Raw genomic sequence first — 16075 nt, 5'->3', positions numbered from 1 at the left:
ATGACAGGATTAGGGAACTCAAAAAACCATTTGTTCCGTATTAATCATACACGGGCTTTCAGGGTCCTTGTCTTCTTTGCCAATTTAATCACCGCCGTATTCTGGAGACCCTTCTTTTATGTATACAGCGGCTTGCGGATTTATGGTAAGAATTACCTTAAAGAAACACCCAAAGGGATTATCATATCCAACCACTGTTTGAATTTAGATGCCTATTATATTGGGTCTACAACCTGGCCTCGAACGACCTGGTATGCGGTGGAAGCCAACAATGTTCTCAGGAAAGATGTGGGGTGGCTGCATCGGATCAATGGGGCTTTCGGGATTTATGACACCTATCCCATGTCTATCGCTTCATCTGTTAAACAGTCTATGACCCGCAATGAATATGTCACAATTTTTCCAGAGGGGAAAATGACATACCGGGGACAAAAACTCCTCCCCTTTAACAAGGGAGCCTTTTATCTTGCCCTAGAAAATGAAGTCCCCATCATTCCCATAGCGGTTGTTCTTTATGGAAACAGGTTCATCAGGCACTCTCCCTGGGTCCCTGCGAGGGTGCATATCCATATTCTGCCTCCCATTCCAACCGCTGGTCTTGTGAAACCCGGAGAATCCTTAAAAAAGAAATCATCCGAGCTGGCAGACCAGGTTAGAGATCTGATTCAGGGAAAGATCGATCAGGAAGGCGGCCATGTAGATCTTGAAATTGACAGGATCAAAGGCTTCACCTAATAAACATCTTTACCCATCGGGCGCACAGGTCCATCCAGATGCTAACATGGGGAATCGTCATACTGGCATCCTCCGTTTCGTCAGTTTCCTCCGTGGCCAGTGAAAGTCCATGGGGACCTTCGGGGAATATATGCATTTCCATGGGAATCTTTTCTTTTCTCAAGGCTTCTGCCAAAAGGAAGGCATTTTCGACTGAAACCGCTTGGTCCTCTCCTGTATGCCAAATAAAACAGGGTGGCATGTTCTTGGTCACCTGTTTTTCAAGACTCATTTCTTCCAGCAATGCCGGATCTCCCCCGTCTCCCAGTAAATGTTCAAAAGATCCCCGGTGTGCATGAATCCCAGATGTAATGACCGGGTAACTGAGTATCAGTCCGTCCGGGCGGTTTAGTCCGGGGGATGTGCATATTTTATTTTGAAGATAAGCTTTGTTCCAGTGTGTCCCTAATGATGCCGCCAGATGTCCTCCTGCGGAGAAACCGCAAAGGACAATTTTATGAGCATCCACTCTCAGTTCTGTCGCATTTTTTCTGAGTAGGGCTAGAGTATTGGAGGCATCCAGAAGAGGGGCCGGATGCTGATGGGGGGCCACTCTGTAATGGAGGACCAGGGCATGAAAGCCATGTTTGTTAAAGGCCCGGGCTATGGGCTCTGCCTCCCGGGGCGATGTAAGACGATAACCACCTCCCGGAAGTATCAAAATACAGGGACAGTCCTCGGGGGTGTCCAGGAAAAAAGGGAGAAGGGTTGGACTGGCGTCGTCTGTGATCCCCGCCTCCTGTCTCAGAATATCCTGCATTGTACTGATGATCTTTTCCATTGTGACACTCCCCTAAGCTGCCGTTCTAAGCCGGCATTGATGATTGAATACTATCTGTTTCTTCTCTCTTTTGTCATCTCTTTTTGGAACTTTGCGATTTTTTTCCAGCGATCTTTTTCATTCCTCTTAGCCTGGTCATTCTGACGACGGTTCAGGAAATCAATTTCCCTCTTGAGTTTCAGATAGTTTGCATAGCGCCTTTCATCCAATTCTCCCGATTGCAAGGCGGCCTGCAGGGCGCAGCCGGGTTCCTGTTCATGGCGACAATCACTGAATTGACAAGCCTCTGCGATCTGGACAATGTCGGTAAAAACAGCGTCTACATCCTGTAAATCCCCCCACATTTGGAGTTCTTTCATGCCTGGTGTATCAATAAAGAGAGCTCCTGAGGGCAGGCGAAACATCTGCCGGTGTGTGGTGGTATGCCGTCCTCTCTTGTCATTCTCCCTTTGAGATCTGGTTTTTTGGAGATTTGTGCCCGATAAAGAATTGATTAGAGTCGATTTTCCCACCCCTGATGGGCCGGTGAGAGCTATGGTTTCGCCTTTCTTTCTATTACACTGGTCCAGTCCCAGGCCTGTGAGAGCGCTGACCAATAAAATCCTGCAGCCTGGAGCTGCTTCTGCAGCTGAATTAAGAGCCCAAGACCTTTCTTCCTCGCTGCAGAGGTCCGCCTTGTTCAGCAGAATCTGTATCTCTGCTCCAGAGTGTTTTGCCAGTGTGTAGTAGCGCTCCAGGCTCCCTTTTGTAAAGTTCCTTCCACCATCGATGGCAAATACCAGTCCGATGGTATCGATATTGGCCGCCAGCACCTGCTCATCGCTCCTGTTTCCTGCGGTTTGTCTTGAAAAGGCTGTTTTTCGGGGAAGCCGTGCTTCCAGAACGCCATGGCCCTTACCGGCTCTTCTTAAGGCACACCAGTCTCCCGTGACAGGGTAGTCCTGAGGACCGATGGCTTTGTATTGGAATGCGCCTGAAACTTCGCATAGGCACTCTCCTTGAGCTGTTATAAGGGTGTAGATATGGTGGGACTCCCTTATAACCCGGCCACAGTCCAAACCCTGTGTTCTATAGAGTGAAAAGGCTTCTTCCCATTGTGTATTCCATCCCCAATCTTCAATTTTAACGGGGTTTTGATGTAAGTCTGATTTGTCCAATGATTTTCTCCTGCATAGAATATTCATAATACATATGGTGTAGGAGTCCTGTTCAAAAGACCGAGTTGGTTTGTCTAAGGGGAAAGAAGTACGAATGGCTTAGATTCTGGATTTTCCCTGAACAGGACCATTTTCCATTGCAATTGTTGACATATACGTCCTCCTCAAGTGTTTTCTTTTTTACAGTATAGAACCCTCTCCATTGAGGATGCAAGAAAAACATTCTCTGAAACCAAAATAGAGCATCATCGTTCTTCTTGTATTCTTCTTCTGGGGATGAACGATGGCATTGCAAGGTAAAATATTGGATTCTCAACCTTGAAGGAGATGCCTTTTCCCTGTAATCTGAAGCATGAATTTTTTGACATATGAATTAAATCCCTTCGGAGGGGCTGTTCTGGATGAGAACAGTTTTCCCGAAGATCCTGCATATTTTAACAAGGTATTGGGTGATACTATTACGGATTTCCGCACACAGGGGCTTCAGCTGGTGTGGATGTATTTACCTTTGAAACTTTCCCCTCTAATTCATACGGCTGTTTCTCAGGGTTTTATCTATCATCATGCCAATGAGGAGGGACTGCAATTGATCCTGAAGCTTCAGCCCGATGCCTTTGTTCCCGGCTACGCTACCCACTACCTTGGTGCCGGCGGCGTTCTCATAGATGAACAGAACCGAATCTTGGTCATTCAGGAGAAGCATCATACCCGAAGGCATTACAAGCTGCCCGGAGGAGCCCTCGAGCCAGGTGAGCATATTGCCGACGCTGTTGTCAGGGAAGTGTTGGAAGAGACGGGGATTAAAAGTGAGTTTATCTCTCTGAACTGTTTCCGCCATTGGCATGGTTACCGTTATGGTATGTCGGATATTTATTTTGTATGCCGGCTGAAACCCTTGAGCAGCGAGATCACCATTGAAACTTCAGAAATCTCAGAGGCTCACTGGATGCCTTTGGAAGAGTATTTGAATCATCCGGATACCCATCCCTTCAACAGGAAAATTGTGACCACAACCGTGAATACGCCTGGCCTCTCTCTTGATCAGATAGAAGACTACGGAACACCCGAATCCCATGAGATGTTTTTTGCTTCGTTGGATTGATACCCGTTGTAGAGTCGCCAGAAAGGGTTTTATTTTTTCATGACTTCTTTGTATCTGAAACAACTCCTAATATGGTCATTTACCATGCCCAGGGACTGCATGTTCGCATAGGTCACTGTGGGTCCTAGGAATGTAAAACCTCTTTTCTTCATATCCTTTGATATGGTTTCCGACAGAGGGGTCTTTGAGGGAATCTCTGCTTCATTATCCCAGTGATTAATGATGGGGCGGCCCTCCTGAAAATGCCAGTAATAGTCCGAAAAACTACTAAACTCCTCTTTCACCTTGAGAAAACAGCGGGCATTGTTAATTGATGATTCGATCTTGAGTCTGTTTCGTATAACTCCCGGGTTTTGAAGGAGTCTTTGAACATCCTTTTCTCCCCAGGAGGCAATCTGGTAGGGATCAAAGCCCTCGTAGGCGAGTCTGTAGGTTTTTCTTCTCTTCAGGATTGTAATCCAGCTGAGACCGGCTTGAGCCGATTCAAGTACAAGGTTTTCAAAGTGTTTCGTTTCATTCTCATACACAGGAACGCCCCATTCTTCATCATGGTAGGCTGTATACAATGGATCGCTTCCACACCAGGAGCAGCGGTGATTAGACATATTTAACTTCCTTATTGAAGAAACAGCGGTAATATTCCAAAGGTTTTGTCACATTTTTAACGGCAATTTCCCAAGGGCCGGCAAACTCGACTGTCAGATCTTCCTGAGGGGCTATCCCCAGAGGACCACCAGGCAGGTTTTCAAGGAGATTGGAGGTGATTAAGACCTCTCCTCCCGAGGCATGGCCCTGCAACCTTGCCGCATGGTTCATGGCAGATGAGAATCCTGTGTAGTCCTCGTTAGGCCCGAAGAATCCTACCGAAGTCGGACCGCAATGGATTCCATTGGATGTGGTCAGATGATCTGCGACATTTGCCTTTTTTATTCGTTCCTCCAGTCCCATAGATTGACCCAATTCAATGGTGCCTTTGACAATTGCCGCCGCGGCAGAAATGGCATTCTCTGTCCGCTTCTCCATGGATGATTCAAAGAAGGGAGGGCCGAAAAGACCTATGACACAGTCTCCTACCATCTTATCAAAAACCCCATCGTAGCCATATAGGATATCCAGAACCATACGGGACCATGCATTTACCAAGGCTCCAATCTCCGATGCATTGTCCAGAACTTTTTCGCAAATTGCTGTGAAGGAGGTGATATCCGTGTATAAAATGACAATATTCTCTTCTCTGGGACTGAGGTATCGTTTATAAAATTCAGGCTCTCCCAGAAGCCTTTGGACGTCTTTGGCACAGAAACACCGGGATAAGTATCTACGTTCTCTGTTGTAGTCAAAGAGCCTCTGACACAAGCATTCAGCAAAAATCCGGATGATATCCCGGCTTTCCGAATTCAAGCCACCACCTTCGGGACGTATGATCAATTTGCCAATCAAATTTGTATTCATGCCGTTGTGCAGGGCTTTTTCCATGATTCCTTCCCCCTTGAGCAGAGCAGAAAAGGAGTGGTCATCCTGGTTGAGAGCTTTATCCTTGTCCTGAAGGATAATTGTATAGGTTTCATCCGGTTTATCGATGGAATTATGAATCAATTTTCCGTGACTGTAGTATCTATAGCGTAGATCCTCTCCTCCTGCGGCATCCATATCTCCATACACAAGAATAAATTCAGCCAGGTTCAACTCATCACAGAGCTGCTTGACAGCCTTGTCTGCCCCTGTTTCAAAAACTCTGTCTCTCAGGGCTTCAGTGGAATACTGGATGATATTTTGTTTCCTGGCATTGGAGGCAATTCCTTCCAGGTAGTTGTCCAATAGCTCTGTTGCAGAGTTCACGAGATCGACCTTTATACGGATCTCTTCCACGGTCAATTCTGCATTGAAGGCAAAGGCGCATAGGCCGATGACCCTATGAACAACATCCAATGAAGCCACCACCAGCCGGGTATTTTCAAGGGAATAGGCCTTAGGCTCAAAATCCCTCTCCGGCAAGTCCCGGGGAACCAGGTGAACCCAGTTCTTCTGAAAGCCCTTAGACCTCAGGCTGATCTGATTCAAATTTTCATCCATGGTACGGATCATCATCTCTTGTGCGCCGATTATGCGGCAGATCAGAGGGAGTACCCGTCCAAGGGCCTTTTGCATGGGGAGCTTTTCCAGTAGGCACATTTCGATGGCCCTGTCGAAATTGTCATTCAGCTTCTGTTTGAGACGCAGCACTTTCAAATCGGAAGTCATGATTCTCAGTTTCCTGTTTCGGAAAGGGTGGCTTGTATCTCTTGAAAAGTCAGGATTTTATGGATGTCCAGGACGATGATAAAGCTGTCATCTTTTTTACCCATTCCCTGGATAAACTCAGTGTTGACATGGGTTCCAATGTAGGGGGGCGCTTCTATTTCGTCCTCTTCCAACTCCAACACTTCATAAACTGCATCGGCAAGCAAACCAATCACAACTATTTCATTATCCATGGATATTTCGGTAACAATGACGCTTGTATCGATGCCTTTTTCGGTCACCCCCAGGCCGAATTTCATTTTGAGGTCTAGAACGGGAACTACAGTTCCTCTCAGATTTATGACCCCTCTCATAAAATCAGGCATCCTGGGAACCCTGGACACTGACTGGAATTCAAGAACTTCCTTTATGTAGCTTACATTTATGGCGTAGAGTTCGTCGGTAATTCGAAATGTTAAATATTGGTTTAGTTTTGTTTCTTCCATTCCTTCCTCCAGAGTTCATTCTTCTAAAGGATAATTCTTCAATCTGAAAATGTAAAATACACAGTGATAGTTTCGTAACCTTTTTCTTGACAGCCTCCCCCAGGAGGGGCATAAAATGAATAGTCCTTATCTTAATCATCAGGAGTTTCTGTCATGTTGTTTCCAGCACTACCATTTCTTTTGATTTCAATACTTCATGTCCTTGGTGAAGTTGCCAATTCCAGGATGATACGTCATGGCACCAAACCCCTGCTCATGCCACTGCTGGCTTTTTTTTATATCCTGACAGAATTCAACTTTTCTTTTCTGTTCATTGCGGCTTTAGCCGGCGGATGGGTGGGAGATCTCTTTCTAATGTTACCCGACAAGGGGAATAAAAAGACTTGGTTTAAGCTGGGACTGATCTCCTTTTTAGTGGGCCATCTATTTTATGTGATGGCGTTTTTTAAGAAAGGCAGTCTCTCTGCTCTTTTTTCTCCGGCTTTTATACCAGCTATGGGATTTCTCCTCTTTGGATTTCTTGTTTTTCTCGGAATGAAAAACTTTATGGGGAAGCTCTTTGGTCCCATCACCGTATATATTGCTGTAATAGCTTTGATGGGAGTTTCAACGACCTTATGTTTTGGTATTCAGCCGCGGAATGCCGTGTGGATCTCCCTTTTGGGAGCCCTGATTTTTATGATTTCTGACACCATGAATGCCTGGAACCGATTTGTAAAAGTCATTCCCCATGAACGGGTTCTGACGATGACAAGCTACCTAGCCGGTCAGTTCTTCCTGGTTTTGGGCTATGTTCAGTTTACAGCTTGAAGGGACGGGTCCTTCTCAATAGTCATGTTCTGATCTTTTCATTATTTCGGGTGAATCAGTTGCGTTCTCCTCTATTGAGGGTGTACCATGGCTCATGATTCAACTAAAGAATAATCGTATCAAAGCGTTAATAGATCCCCTGGGAGGAGAGCTGACAAGTCTTCAATATGAGGGCAGAGAGTACCTCTGGCAGGGGAGTTCTTCTTCCTGGAGAGGCCGTTCTCCACTCCTTTTTCCCATCATTGGTCAATCTCTCCCCCATGGCTGGGAGTACAAGGATAAAACTATTTTTCTGGATAATCATGGTTTTGCACGGCAATTGCCCTTTGAAATCTTAGAAGAAAAAGAGGATTTCTGCCGCCTAGGCCTCAGTAATTCAGAAGAGACTCAAAAGCACTATCCCTTCGCCTTTGTTTTAGAAGTTACTTACAAGCTGACAGAGTCTGTTCTCAAAGTTGGTTTTTCAGTCAATAATCCCCAAACTGAAGATCTGCTCTTTTCAATCGGCGCCCATCCCGGATTCAATTGTCCCCTTAGTTCTGGCACACAATTTGAAGACTATTACCTGGAGTTTAACCGGAATGAGACGATTAGCCGCCGGTATAAAGATGAGTATTTGACTGGTGAAACATCTCCAGTTCTCAAGGATCAGAACCGCCTGAATCTGAACCATAGTCTTTTTGACCGTGGTGCTATCATTCTTTCCGGCCTGAAGTCTGACAAAATTACCCTCAAATCAGAGAAGACATCCTCTTCTGTCACTATGGATTTTACTGGATTCCCTGACTTTGGAATTTGGACGATGCAGAAGAAAAATGCACCCTATGTCTGTTTGGAACCCTGGTTTGGTGTGGATTCTACTCAGGGGGATTCGGCTGATTTCGAGAAGAAAGAAGGCTTAATCAGGTTGAAAAAGGGGCAGGAGTTTTCCTGCTCCTACAGTTTGACCCTAACATAATGGCCGGGTCGGCGTAAGTTCTCATTCCGGCCAGGCTTCTTCGGCCGGAATGAAAATTTAATAATTCTATACACTATAAAGAGAAATTCTGAACTGTCTCAATGAGCGCCATTACATTTGCAATAGGCGTTCCCGCCTGGGCAAAGTGACAGGAGCAGGGGAGATAACCCTGAGGGCCTAGTTCTTCAAGGCACATTTTTGTTTCCTGAGCCACTTCTTCTGCTGTGCCGAAGGGGAGGATCTTCTGATTTTCCACACCGCCATGGAAAATGATCTTATCTCCATACTTAGCCTTGATCGATTTGCAATCCATTCCGGTACAGACATGCTGTATCGGATTCAGTACATCCACACCTGCTTCAATTAAACGAGGGATTATGGGTTCGGAAGCTCCATCTGTGTGAAACAAGACCCTTGCTCCATAGGAATGAATCATATCACACCACTTTTTCATCCTTGGAAAGAGGAACTCATCAAATGAATCGGGAGACATTAAAAGGCTTGTCTGTGAACCCATGTCATCACTGAGAAAGACCAGATCGATAGCACCTTCTGCAGCTTCCAGAAAGCGGCGTACCATCTCCCCTTGAGAATCGGCTATATAGTCCAGAGCTTTGTGAAGGAATTCAGGATTCATCACAGTGTCCATCAAAGCATCCTCCAGGCCCCGCATTTGACAATACACCTCAAAAAGGGAAACCCATGGTCCCAGGGTTACAAACTCTTTTGCCAGTTCTTTGGCCTCTGCTGCGGCTGTTACATAGTCGAAATCATCCGGACTGGGCCAGGGATAGGCATCCAGTTCTTCTAAGGTTTCGAGTCCCTTGAGCGGGTTAAAGGAGACTTCCCCATATTCCACGCCCTGATTAGCCTGGACTGCCTCAAATTTGACCCCCCAGTGATTGATCTCCTGATGTTCGTTGGGATCTTTTAAAATGACACCCTTGTAAGGTATCCCCAGCCATACGATTTTATCTACATCCAGTTTGCGGTAAATATCCAATTCATCTTCAACATTCAGTTCTTTTTTGAACTGTTCTACCAATTCGGGAACCAGCCAGATATCCACGGGGACCCTGTCAGGTTTTTCTCTATTCAATACGGCTAAGACGCGTTCTCTTGCATTCATACAAAATCTCCAATTTTTGAAAAGAGGCTCTGAAGGAGTCTCTTTGATTTCCAGCTTAGGACCAACGGACCCTCTGATGTCAAGATAAGCCTTTAAATATCTGAAATCTTGGTTTATATTTACAAAATGCAGAGCGAATATTTACAGGGAATCAAAAAGCCCAACCTCGGTCAGACAGAACACCGTCTGGATCGAACAGGTTTGGCCCTCGAATACTTTCCGGCATTTGAACAGAATCAGCATGATTTTCATGGCCATGATTTTATTGAAATCCTCTTTGTTCTCCAGGGGAGTTTCCGCCATGTGACAGCTGAAAGCAGCTTTGATGAATCCATGGGCGGACTTACCATCGTTAATGATAGACAGTACCACTCTCTGAGAACTCCTGATGGCCCTGTGGAACTTATGAACATCTACTTGAAACCCGCATTGTATCCTCTGCCAGTTCTCCCGGAGCCACTGGCCTCCAGGCTCTATGAATTGATTCCCCTCCATCCTGAGCTGGGGAACCGGTTTAACAGCATTCGTCATTTGAAGGTTGGAGATACGGATAAAATAAAGAGCCTCCTCATGATGATTCTTGAAGAACAGAATCGGGAGGTAGCCGGTCAGGAAGCGGCTATTCAGGCCCTGTTTCGGCTCTTCCTCATTGAATTGTGCCGGGCCGCACCGGTTCGGGAAGATTTGCCTGCCTCCGGGTATAGCGGCAGGATTGAGAAGGTGTGTACCTATCTGGAAAAGAACTTCACAAGTTCCATCCGTCTAGATGACCTGTGCTTGTTAAGCGGCTTGAATCCGGCCAATCTCTGCCGGAGATTTAAGGAGTTTACAGGGATGAGTACCGGGGAATATCTAAAGCAGAGGCGGCTTGCCGCAGCGGTACAAAGACTAAGGATGAGTAATGATAAGATCCTGACCATCAGCCACGACTGCGGATTTTCTGATATCTCCCGTTTTAACCGGTTTTTCAGGGAGGCCTTTGACTGCACTCCCTCTGCGTATAGGGAGACTGTGAGAGATTTAGGGCGAAAATCCTCTGATGAAAACGCGTCTTTTGAGGTTCAATGACACAGTTTTTCTCCTAAAGGTATTTGAAATAGATTTCTGAATCGAAGAACTCCCATTTCTCATTGACTTTTATTTTTAAGATCGTCGGACCATGAATCTCCTGAATAAGACTGTTCTCCTCATTAATGAGGAAGTGTATCGGTTTGGCAATAAACCATAAAAAAGGGTTGTTTGATTTCATCTGTAAAGTGATCATGCCAGGTTTATCTAATGTCTTGTTCTCAATCTTTTTTAAGGTGAATTTTACGGTTGTCAAAAATTGAGGGACAGGAAGAGAAAAAGTTAACTTTTCTCCTTCTTTGAGGCTCTCTAAATTTTCCGTAATGAAATCTTGCTGAGTCGGTCCAAAAATAAGGTTTTCCGGGACCTTGATAGCCTTTGATTTCTCTTTGTTGTTACTTTTGAATGATGTCGTCATTCCCTCTTCATCCCGCACCTGTTTGGAATACTCATCAAGAATAGGGAAGCTGGTTTCATGTACCGAGAATTCTCCCTCATGCAATATTAGTGTTTCCCGGGCAAAAACCTCCCCTTCGGGAGTCTTATATGTATGGGACAGTATCACATCATCTCCCTGTATTGTCTTTTCGGAATCGTAGTAGAATACGATAGTGTCCCTGTCTCCCTTCACATATATTCGGGCATTGAATACTTCATTGGCCGAAACATGACCTATGAAAATCAAACTGAGCAGTAAACATATGAATGTAAATTTATTCCCCATCTCTACCCCCGCCGGGCCTGAATATTCTTGCTGCTTTGAATATTTCAACTTCACCATTTAAATAAAGCTTCACCCTTTTTCTGACACTTATGGCAACAACCAGGAAAATCAAAATAAAAAAGGTCAGAATGGTAGGATCAATCATGTTTCCCTGTAAGCCTGTGATGAGGGCATACAAGAAGGGTAGGGCTGCAGATGCTGCTAAGGCACATATGGATACATAACCTGTGAATCCCAGTGTTATAAAAAAGATCAATAAACAAAAAGGAGCGGCCAGGGGAAAATAAGATATGACAGCACCGACAGCGGCTCCGAATCCTTTTCCTCCTCTAAACCCCGAAAAAACGGGAAAAATATGTCCCAGGACGACTGCGAGAGTTGCCATAATGAATAAGACATTACCGGGATAGGAATTCTCAAACACTGCTAATGGAGCAATCCAATGAACGACTGCAAAGCCCTTAAATATATCGATAAAAGCAACAGTGAGGCCTAATCTCCACCCGAAGATCCTGAACGAATTCGTGGCTCCCATATTGCCGCTTCCGTGATCTCTAATATCGAGTCCCTGTCTGAAAATCCTGCCCATGAGTAAACTTGTGGGAAACGATCCTACAAGGTAGCTTAAAAGAGCTATCATCCATAAGTTGAGCATTTTACGGCCTCCTCGTGAGTTTTGAATATCATCCCTATGAATACTTCAATCATGGATTACCTTTTTTTGGGGAGGAAGGAGGACGAAAATACTGGTTCTCCTCTTATAGTCCTGATATTCAGGATTCAAACCATATTGTTTCTCTGCACTCTTTTCCAGTAAGGGAATTCCTGAAACAAAAAGCAGTAGAAGGGTGATAAATATGGGGCCAATCACAGTGAGGTACAGCCAAGCATTGAGAGAGGGGATTGCCATAATGAATAGGGCCCACCAAAGGATGGTTTCACCAAAATAGTTAGGATGCCTTGAGTACTTCCACAGTCCTTCCTCAATCCAACGTCCATCATTCTCTCCCTTTGATTTGAATTGAAATTTTTGATGATCACTGATCACTTCTATGATAAATCCCAAGATCCAAAATACGATCCCCACTATGGTGAAAACACCAATGGATTCTGGAGCGGGACGTGTCAGAAATACAACCGAAGGCATCATTACCAGCCATACCGCAGATGCCTGAAGTATCCAAAAACCAAGAAATCTTATGAAGTTTTCTCTTTTGTCATCAAAGCGTTTATCCTTTCCAATACGAATGATTCGTGTTAGAAGGTATGCTCCCAGTCTGAGGCCCCAAAGGATAATGAAGGTCGCCATTATCAATTGTATGGGGTTGTATGCTTTGTTCGTTACAGTGAAGAAGGCTGTCATGCTTATAAATGAGAGACTGTAGGAAAAATCGGTTACCTTATCTGTCTTATTGGCATAGGCAATTGTGAAGAATACAGCCTGTATAAGCATGCTTATCAGCAGTGATGAGACAATATTGTAAATATCAAATTCAAAAAACATCATGATCTCCTTTTCTTTTTTTCTACTAAACCTATGGCTATGGCACCTTTGCCTGAATGCATTCCGACGATAGGGGATATATCTGTGATATAAGAGGGACTTTTGCGGGTTATTTCATGTATGAAATCTCCCCATTTTTCGGCGCGTTCCCTGGCTGAAGCGTGTACTATGGCGTATTCTTCTATGCCGTTGTCTCCCTCTATTGTACTCACCAGGCGAGTTATCTTTTTCATCAGTCCTCTGGATGAGAATGATTTCTCAAACGCAACACCTTTTCCATTTTGATCAAGGGATACGATGGGTTTGAGGTTCAGAATCTTGGCAATGAACCCCTTGAGAGGGCTTACCCTCCCTCCCTTGATCATGAATTTGAAGGTTTTAACCATGACGAATATTCTGATCCGGCTTTTAAGCTCTTCCGCTGCCTCTACAAGCTCATTTAAACTGGAACCCTCTGCTGCTTTTTGAGCAATCATTTTGACAAGCAATCCCTGGGCAACGGAATTCAGACAAGTATCAACTACAGCAATTTTTTGTTGTTTCGTATTAAATTTTTCAGCCGAGAGTTTCATCCGCTGCCATGTTCCGCTTAACTCTTTCGCTACTGAAAGAACAATTAAAGCCTCATAGTGATCTAAGAGGTATTCATAGTACATTTCTACTTCACGGCCGGGGGGGAAGGAACTACTTGGAAATGATGTTCTGTAGGATTGCATTGTATAAAAATCATCAGGTCTTATTGTGAGTCTGTCTAAATACTCCTCATCATCCCAGTGGAGGTGAAGATTTATGACATGAATTTGGAACTGATCCAGTATTTCATGGGATAAATCGGCTATTGAGTCTGTGACCACTGCAACTTTGGCAATCCGTTTATTAACCACCTGTTCCTGCCTGATCATATCATCTGCCTTTTGCTGAATAATTCTGCCTACTTTATACATCTCTGCTATCACATTTTGTGGCTTGTTTGTATGGATATGGATGCGTGTTCTTTCCAATCCGGAAGTGACAATCAGAGAATCTCCCAGAGGATTGAGAATTTCCTTCAATTCTTCCTGTCCTGTGGTGACATCTGCCATGAGCACTTCTGTGCAGTACCTGTATTTAATCTCCTTATTGAATATGTGAACACTTTGTTTTGTTGGCTCTATCATGGGAATATCAGGATTCCTGAGTGTTTTTCTTACTGCTAGCGGGAGAATCCCCTTATGGCCTAAGCCTGCGATACCTTCCAGGAAACAGACAAAACCCCAGGCTCCTGCATCGACAACATTGTTTTCTTTTAAAACAGATAGTTGCTCCTGTGTCTTATCCAGAGCCTCTTTTGCTTTTACAAGGGCTTCATTCATGATGTCTTCAAGGTTCATATCTTTTGCGGAATTTTCTAAAAAAGAATCTGCCCATATTTTCATTACAGTCAAAATTGTCCCTTCCTGAGGGTTTTCAACCGCTTCATAGGCATCATTGGCAGCCATTTGTAAAATCTTTCCTAACTCGGGGAGTGATATTGTTTCTTTATTGAAGATGTTTTTGGACATACTGTTGAGAAATTGAGAAATAATCATTCCAGAATTCCCCCTTGCCCCTTCCAGTGAGAGGCGGGCAATCCTATTCATCAATTTTCCAACAGATTTACAGGATACTAAATTCTCTGTTGTCAATCTGAACATGGAAACGATATTGGAGCCTGTATCCCCGTCTCTAACGGGAAAAACATTGATTTGGTTCATATATTCACGATTGCCGTCTATTTTAAAGTACCCTGCTAGGAATGCATTATAGAGGAGGACACCGTTTACTGTCTTCATCATTGATTTGATCCCCAACTCTGTTCCATATATTGAATTTCCGACATATCGTAGCCCCTGTCAGTCATGCGACTGGATATCTGCTGGATCAGTTGTTCATCCATTTTTGGATTTCTGGACATGATCCAGAGGTATTTGAAGTTATTAGTACCGATCACCGTATATTGATAATCTTCATCTATTTCCAAGATGTAATAGGGGAGTTTTAGAGGCCACAATGGCCTGACTCTCCAGTCTGCATTGCTTTCCTTATTGTAAATCCACCCTTTCTGAGTCATGATTTTTTCTTTTCCTTGGGGCGAATCTTTTCTAAAGGTGTATTGTACCCGGATATTTCCTTCTTCGGTGAGGCTGTAGTTTTCAATGCCGTTGGTTGCATCCTTCTCAAATGCCGTCGGGAGAAGGGCGATGACATACCAGTCTCCTGTGAATCTTTCAATATCGACGTACTCTTCCGTTTCTTGAAAGGGCTCCTTTCTAGTCGTTGCACAAGATGCGAGGATGATCAGTGTCATAACTGATGCTAAGAATATTTTCATGTGGTCACTCCTTTTTGTTTCTATATAAATCATTCTTTTCTGGGCCGTTTGTAATCACGTTCCGAAAATCAAGCAGGATTTCTTTGAAGTGCTGCAGATCACGGCTCTCATGAAAGACTTGTTTTGTATTAAAGGCTCTTGAGGAACAGCCTCCCAGAATCAAACGGCAATGATCCGGAGTTTTTTTATGAAGCACTTCGAGCTCTTTTCTGACAAGACTTGTATTTCCAGGGAATACGATACTGATGCCCAGCACGGCGGCATGGGATTTTTTGGTTATCTTAATCAACTCTTCAGAGGGGAGTTCGTAGCCTAAATTTAGTGTATGAAAACCGGCAATTGCGGCCGTTACAGCCGATGCCGCGGCTCCCAGATTATGAACCTGTCCTGGAAGTGTAGCAATTAGAGCAATAGGGTTCTGTTTTGAACTTTGATAGGATCGTAACTGGTTGTTTAAAAATGAATTTACTGTTTCACTAGCCAGGTGTTCCTGGTAAATATTTAATTCTCCTTTGTTCCAGTGTTCTCCCAACTGATTCATAAAAGGAAAAATCACTTCATCCATAGCCTGAATGACTCCCATTTCTATGGAGGCCGACTCAAAAAGCTCGTTTAATTGATTTAGTTCTAAGTTCTTAAGAGCTTTATGGGCAAGGTGTATGTAGTTGTTTTCATACCTGTCCAGTTTTTTTTGAATCGATTCTTCAATCTCTTTATTGGTCATTTGAACTAATGTACTGATACGGAGTCCGGTTTTTACCCCTTTGGCTAATATGGACAACCTCTTAACATCTTCATCTGAATATAACCTCTGGTTGCCAGAGCTTCTTTTAGGTTTTACGGCTTGGTATCTGTTCTCCCATGTTCGGATAGAGAGGTCTGTTAATCCGCTCAATTGAGCTGCCATACCAATAGTATAGAAGTTGTTCATATATAATGAATCAGCTATTTAGATTGAGTTGTCAAGAAAACTATCAATATTTGTATATATA

17 protein-coding genes are annotated in these 16075 nt (G+C 44.1%); 5 read left to right on the top strand and 12 right to left on the bottom strand.

Translation table 11 applies throughout. The annotated features are described in order from the left end of the window. Positions 1-735: a lysophospholipid acyltransferase family protein gene (locus EXM22_RS12305; protein ID WP_149486813.1), complete on the top strand. Its 735-nt coding sequence runs from the start codon at positions 1-3 to the stop codon at positions 733-735. On the opposite strand, the gene EXM22_RS12300 is transcribed toward EXM22_RS12305, so the two are convergent. Then, positions 728-1555 carry an alpha/beta hydrolase gene (locus EXM22_RS12300; RefSeq protein WP_149486812.1) on the bottom strand — a complete coding sequence of 276 codons (828 nt, stop codon included), beginning with the start codon at positions 1553-1555 and terminating at the stop codon, positions 728-730. The two genes, EXM22_RS12305 and EXM22_RS12300, sit on opposite strands and share 8 nt — an antisense overlap. Before the next feature lie 50 nt (positions 1556-1605). Further along, positions 1606-2712, bottom strand: a complete 1107-nt coding sequence (rsgA, locus tag EXM22_RS12295; protein ID WP_168203485.1) for a ribosome small subunit-dependent GTPase A — start codon at positions 2710-2712, stop codon at positions 1606-1608. Positions 2713-3064: 352 nt separating this feature from the next. Between rsgA and EXM22_RS12290 the strand changes: the two genes are divergently transcribed. After that, positions 3065-3814 carry an NUDIX hydrolase gene (locus EXM22_RS12290; RefSeq protein ID WP_149486810.1) on the top strand — a complete coding sequence of 250 codons (750 nt, stop codon included), beginning with the start codon at positions 3065-3067 and terminating at the stop codon, positions 3812-3814. A 29-nt stretch (positions 3815-3843) separates the two neighbouring features. Here the strand turns inward: EXM22_RS12290 and EXM22_RS12285 are convergent, their stop codons facing one another. From EXM22_RS12285 to EXM22_RS12275, 3 genes are read right to left on the bottom strand one after another with little or no spacing between them, the layout of a single operon-like run. Further along, positions 3844-4419, bottom strand: coding sequence for a DNA-3-methyladenine glycosylase I (locus EXM22_RS12285; RefSeq protein WP_149486809.1), 576 nt, complete (start codon positions 4417-4419; stop codon positions 3844-3846). After that, positions 4412-6055 carry an adenylate/guanylate cyclase domain-containing protein gene (locus EXM22_RS12280; protein WP_149486808.1) on the bottom strand — a complete coding sequence of 548 codons (1644 nt, stop codon included), beginning with the start codon at positions 6053-6055 and terminating at the stop codon, positions 4412-4414. The genes EXM22_RS12285 and EXM22_RS12280 overlap by 8 nt, the downstream gene beginning before the upstream one ends. A 5-nt stretch (positions 6056-6060) precedes the next feature. After that, a complete protein-coding gene (locus EXM22_RS12275; RefSeq protein ID WP_149486807.1) occupies positions 6061-6540 on the bottom strand; it encodes a chemotaxis protein CheW in 480 nt (159 codons plus the stop codon). Between the two features lie 153 nt (positions 6541-6693). Between EXM22_RS12275 and EXM22_RS12270 the strand changes: the two genes are divergently transcribed. Then, positions 6694-7350: a lysoplasmalogenase gene (locus EXM22_RS12270; protein WP_149486806.1), complete on the top strand. Its 657-nt coding sequence runs from the start codon at positions 6694-6696 to the stop codon at positions 7348-7350. Between the two features lie 94 nt (positions 7351-7444). Further along, positions 7445-8308, top strand: coding sequence for an aldose 1-epimerase family protein (locus EXM22_RS12265; protein ID WP_149486805.1), 864 nt, complete (start codon positions 7445-7447; stop codon positions 8306-8308). 73 nt (positions 8309-8381) lie between these two features. Here the strand turns inward: EXM22_RS12265 and EXM22_RS12260 are convergent, their stop codons facing one another. Next, positions 8382-9437 carry a uroporphyrinogen decarboxylase family protein gene (locus tag EXM22_RS12260; protein WP_149486804.1) on the bottom strand — a complete coding sequence of 352 codons (1056 nt, stop codon included), beginning with the start codon at positions 9435-9437 and terminating at the stop codon, positions 8382-8384. A 126-nt stretch (positions 9438-9563) separates the two neighbouring features. Here EXM22_RS12260 and EXM22_RS12255 point away from each other — a divergent pair, with 126 nt between their 5' ends. Continuing rightward, positions 9564-10505 carry a helix-turn-helix transcriptional regulator gene (locus EXM22_RS12255; RefSeq protein ID WP_149486803.1) on the top strand — a complete coding sequence of 314 codons (942 nt, stop codon included), beginning with the start codon at positions 9564-9566 and terminating at the stop codon, positions 10503-10505. A 13-nt stretch (positions 10506-10518) separates the two neighbouring features. Here EXM22_RS12255 and EXM22_RS12250 read toward each other — a convergent pair whose 3' ends face one another. The 6 genes from EXM22_RS12250 to EXM22_RS12225 are packed head-to-tail and all read right to left on the bottom strand — an operon-like array spanning position 10519 to position 15990. After that, positions 10519-11190, bottom strand: coding sequence for a hypothetical protein (locus EXM22_RS12250; protein WP_168203484.1), 672 nt, complete (start codon positions 11188-11190; stop codon positions 10519-10521). A gap of 28 nt (positions 11191-11218) precedes the next feature. Next, complete coding sequence (locus EXM22_RS12245) at positions 11219-11884, bottom strand: glycerol-3-phosphate acyltransferase (protein WP_149486801.1); 666 nt, start codon at positions 11882-11884, stop codon at positions 11219-11221. Positions 11885-11929: 45 nt separating this feature from the next. After that, on the bottom strand, positions 11930-12736 hold the full coding sequence (locus tag EXM22_RS12240) for a DUF1295 domain-containing protein (protein WP_149486800.1): 807 nt from the start codon (positions 12734-12736) through the stop codon (positions 11930-11932). Next, positions 12733-14547, bottom strand: coding sequence for a DAK2 domain-containing protein (locus EXM22_RS12235; RefSeq protein ID WP_149486799.1), 1815 nt, complete (start codon positions 14545-14547; stop codon positions 12733-12735). Before EXM22_RS12235 ends, EXM22_RS12240 begins: the two co-directional genes overlap by 4 nt. Further along, positions 14544-15083, bottom strand: coding sequence for a lipocalin family protein (locus EXM22_RS12230; protein WP_168203483.1), 540 nt, complete (start codon positions 15081-15083; stop codon positions 14544-14546). Before EXM22_RS12230 ends, EXM22_RS12235 begins: the two co-directional genes overlap by 4 nt. Before the next feature lie 4 nt (positions 15084-15087). After that, on the bottom strand, positions 15088-15990 hold the full coding sequence (locus tag EXM22_RS12225) for a MerR family transcriptional regulator (RefSeq protein WP_168203482.1): 903 nt from the start codon (positions 15988-15990) through the stop codon (positions 15088-15090). Between the last annotated feature and the right edge of the window lie 85 nt (positions 15991-16075).

Origin of the sequence: Oceanispirochaeta crateris, from assembly GCF_008329965.1 — a bacterium.
Classification (GTDB): Bacteria; Spirochaetota; Spirochaetia; order DSM-2461; family DSM-2461; genus Oceanispirochaeta; species Oceanispirochaeta crateris.
Note: the sequence above shows the minus strand (reverse complement) of the source record. Positions and strands in the feature narration are given on the sequence as shown.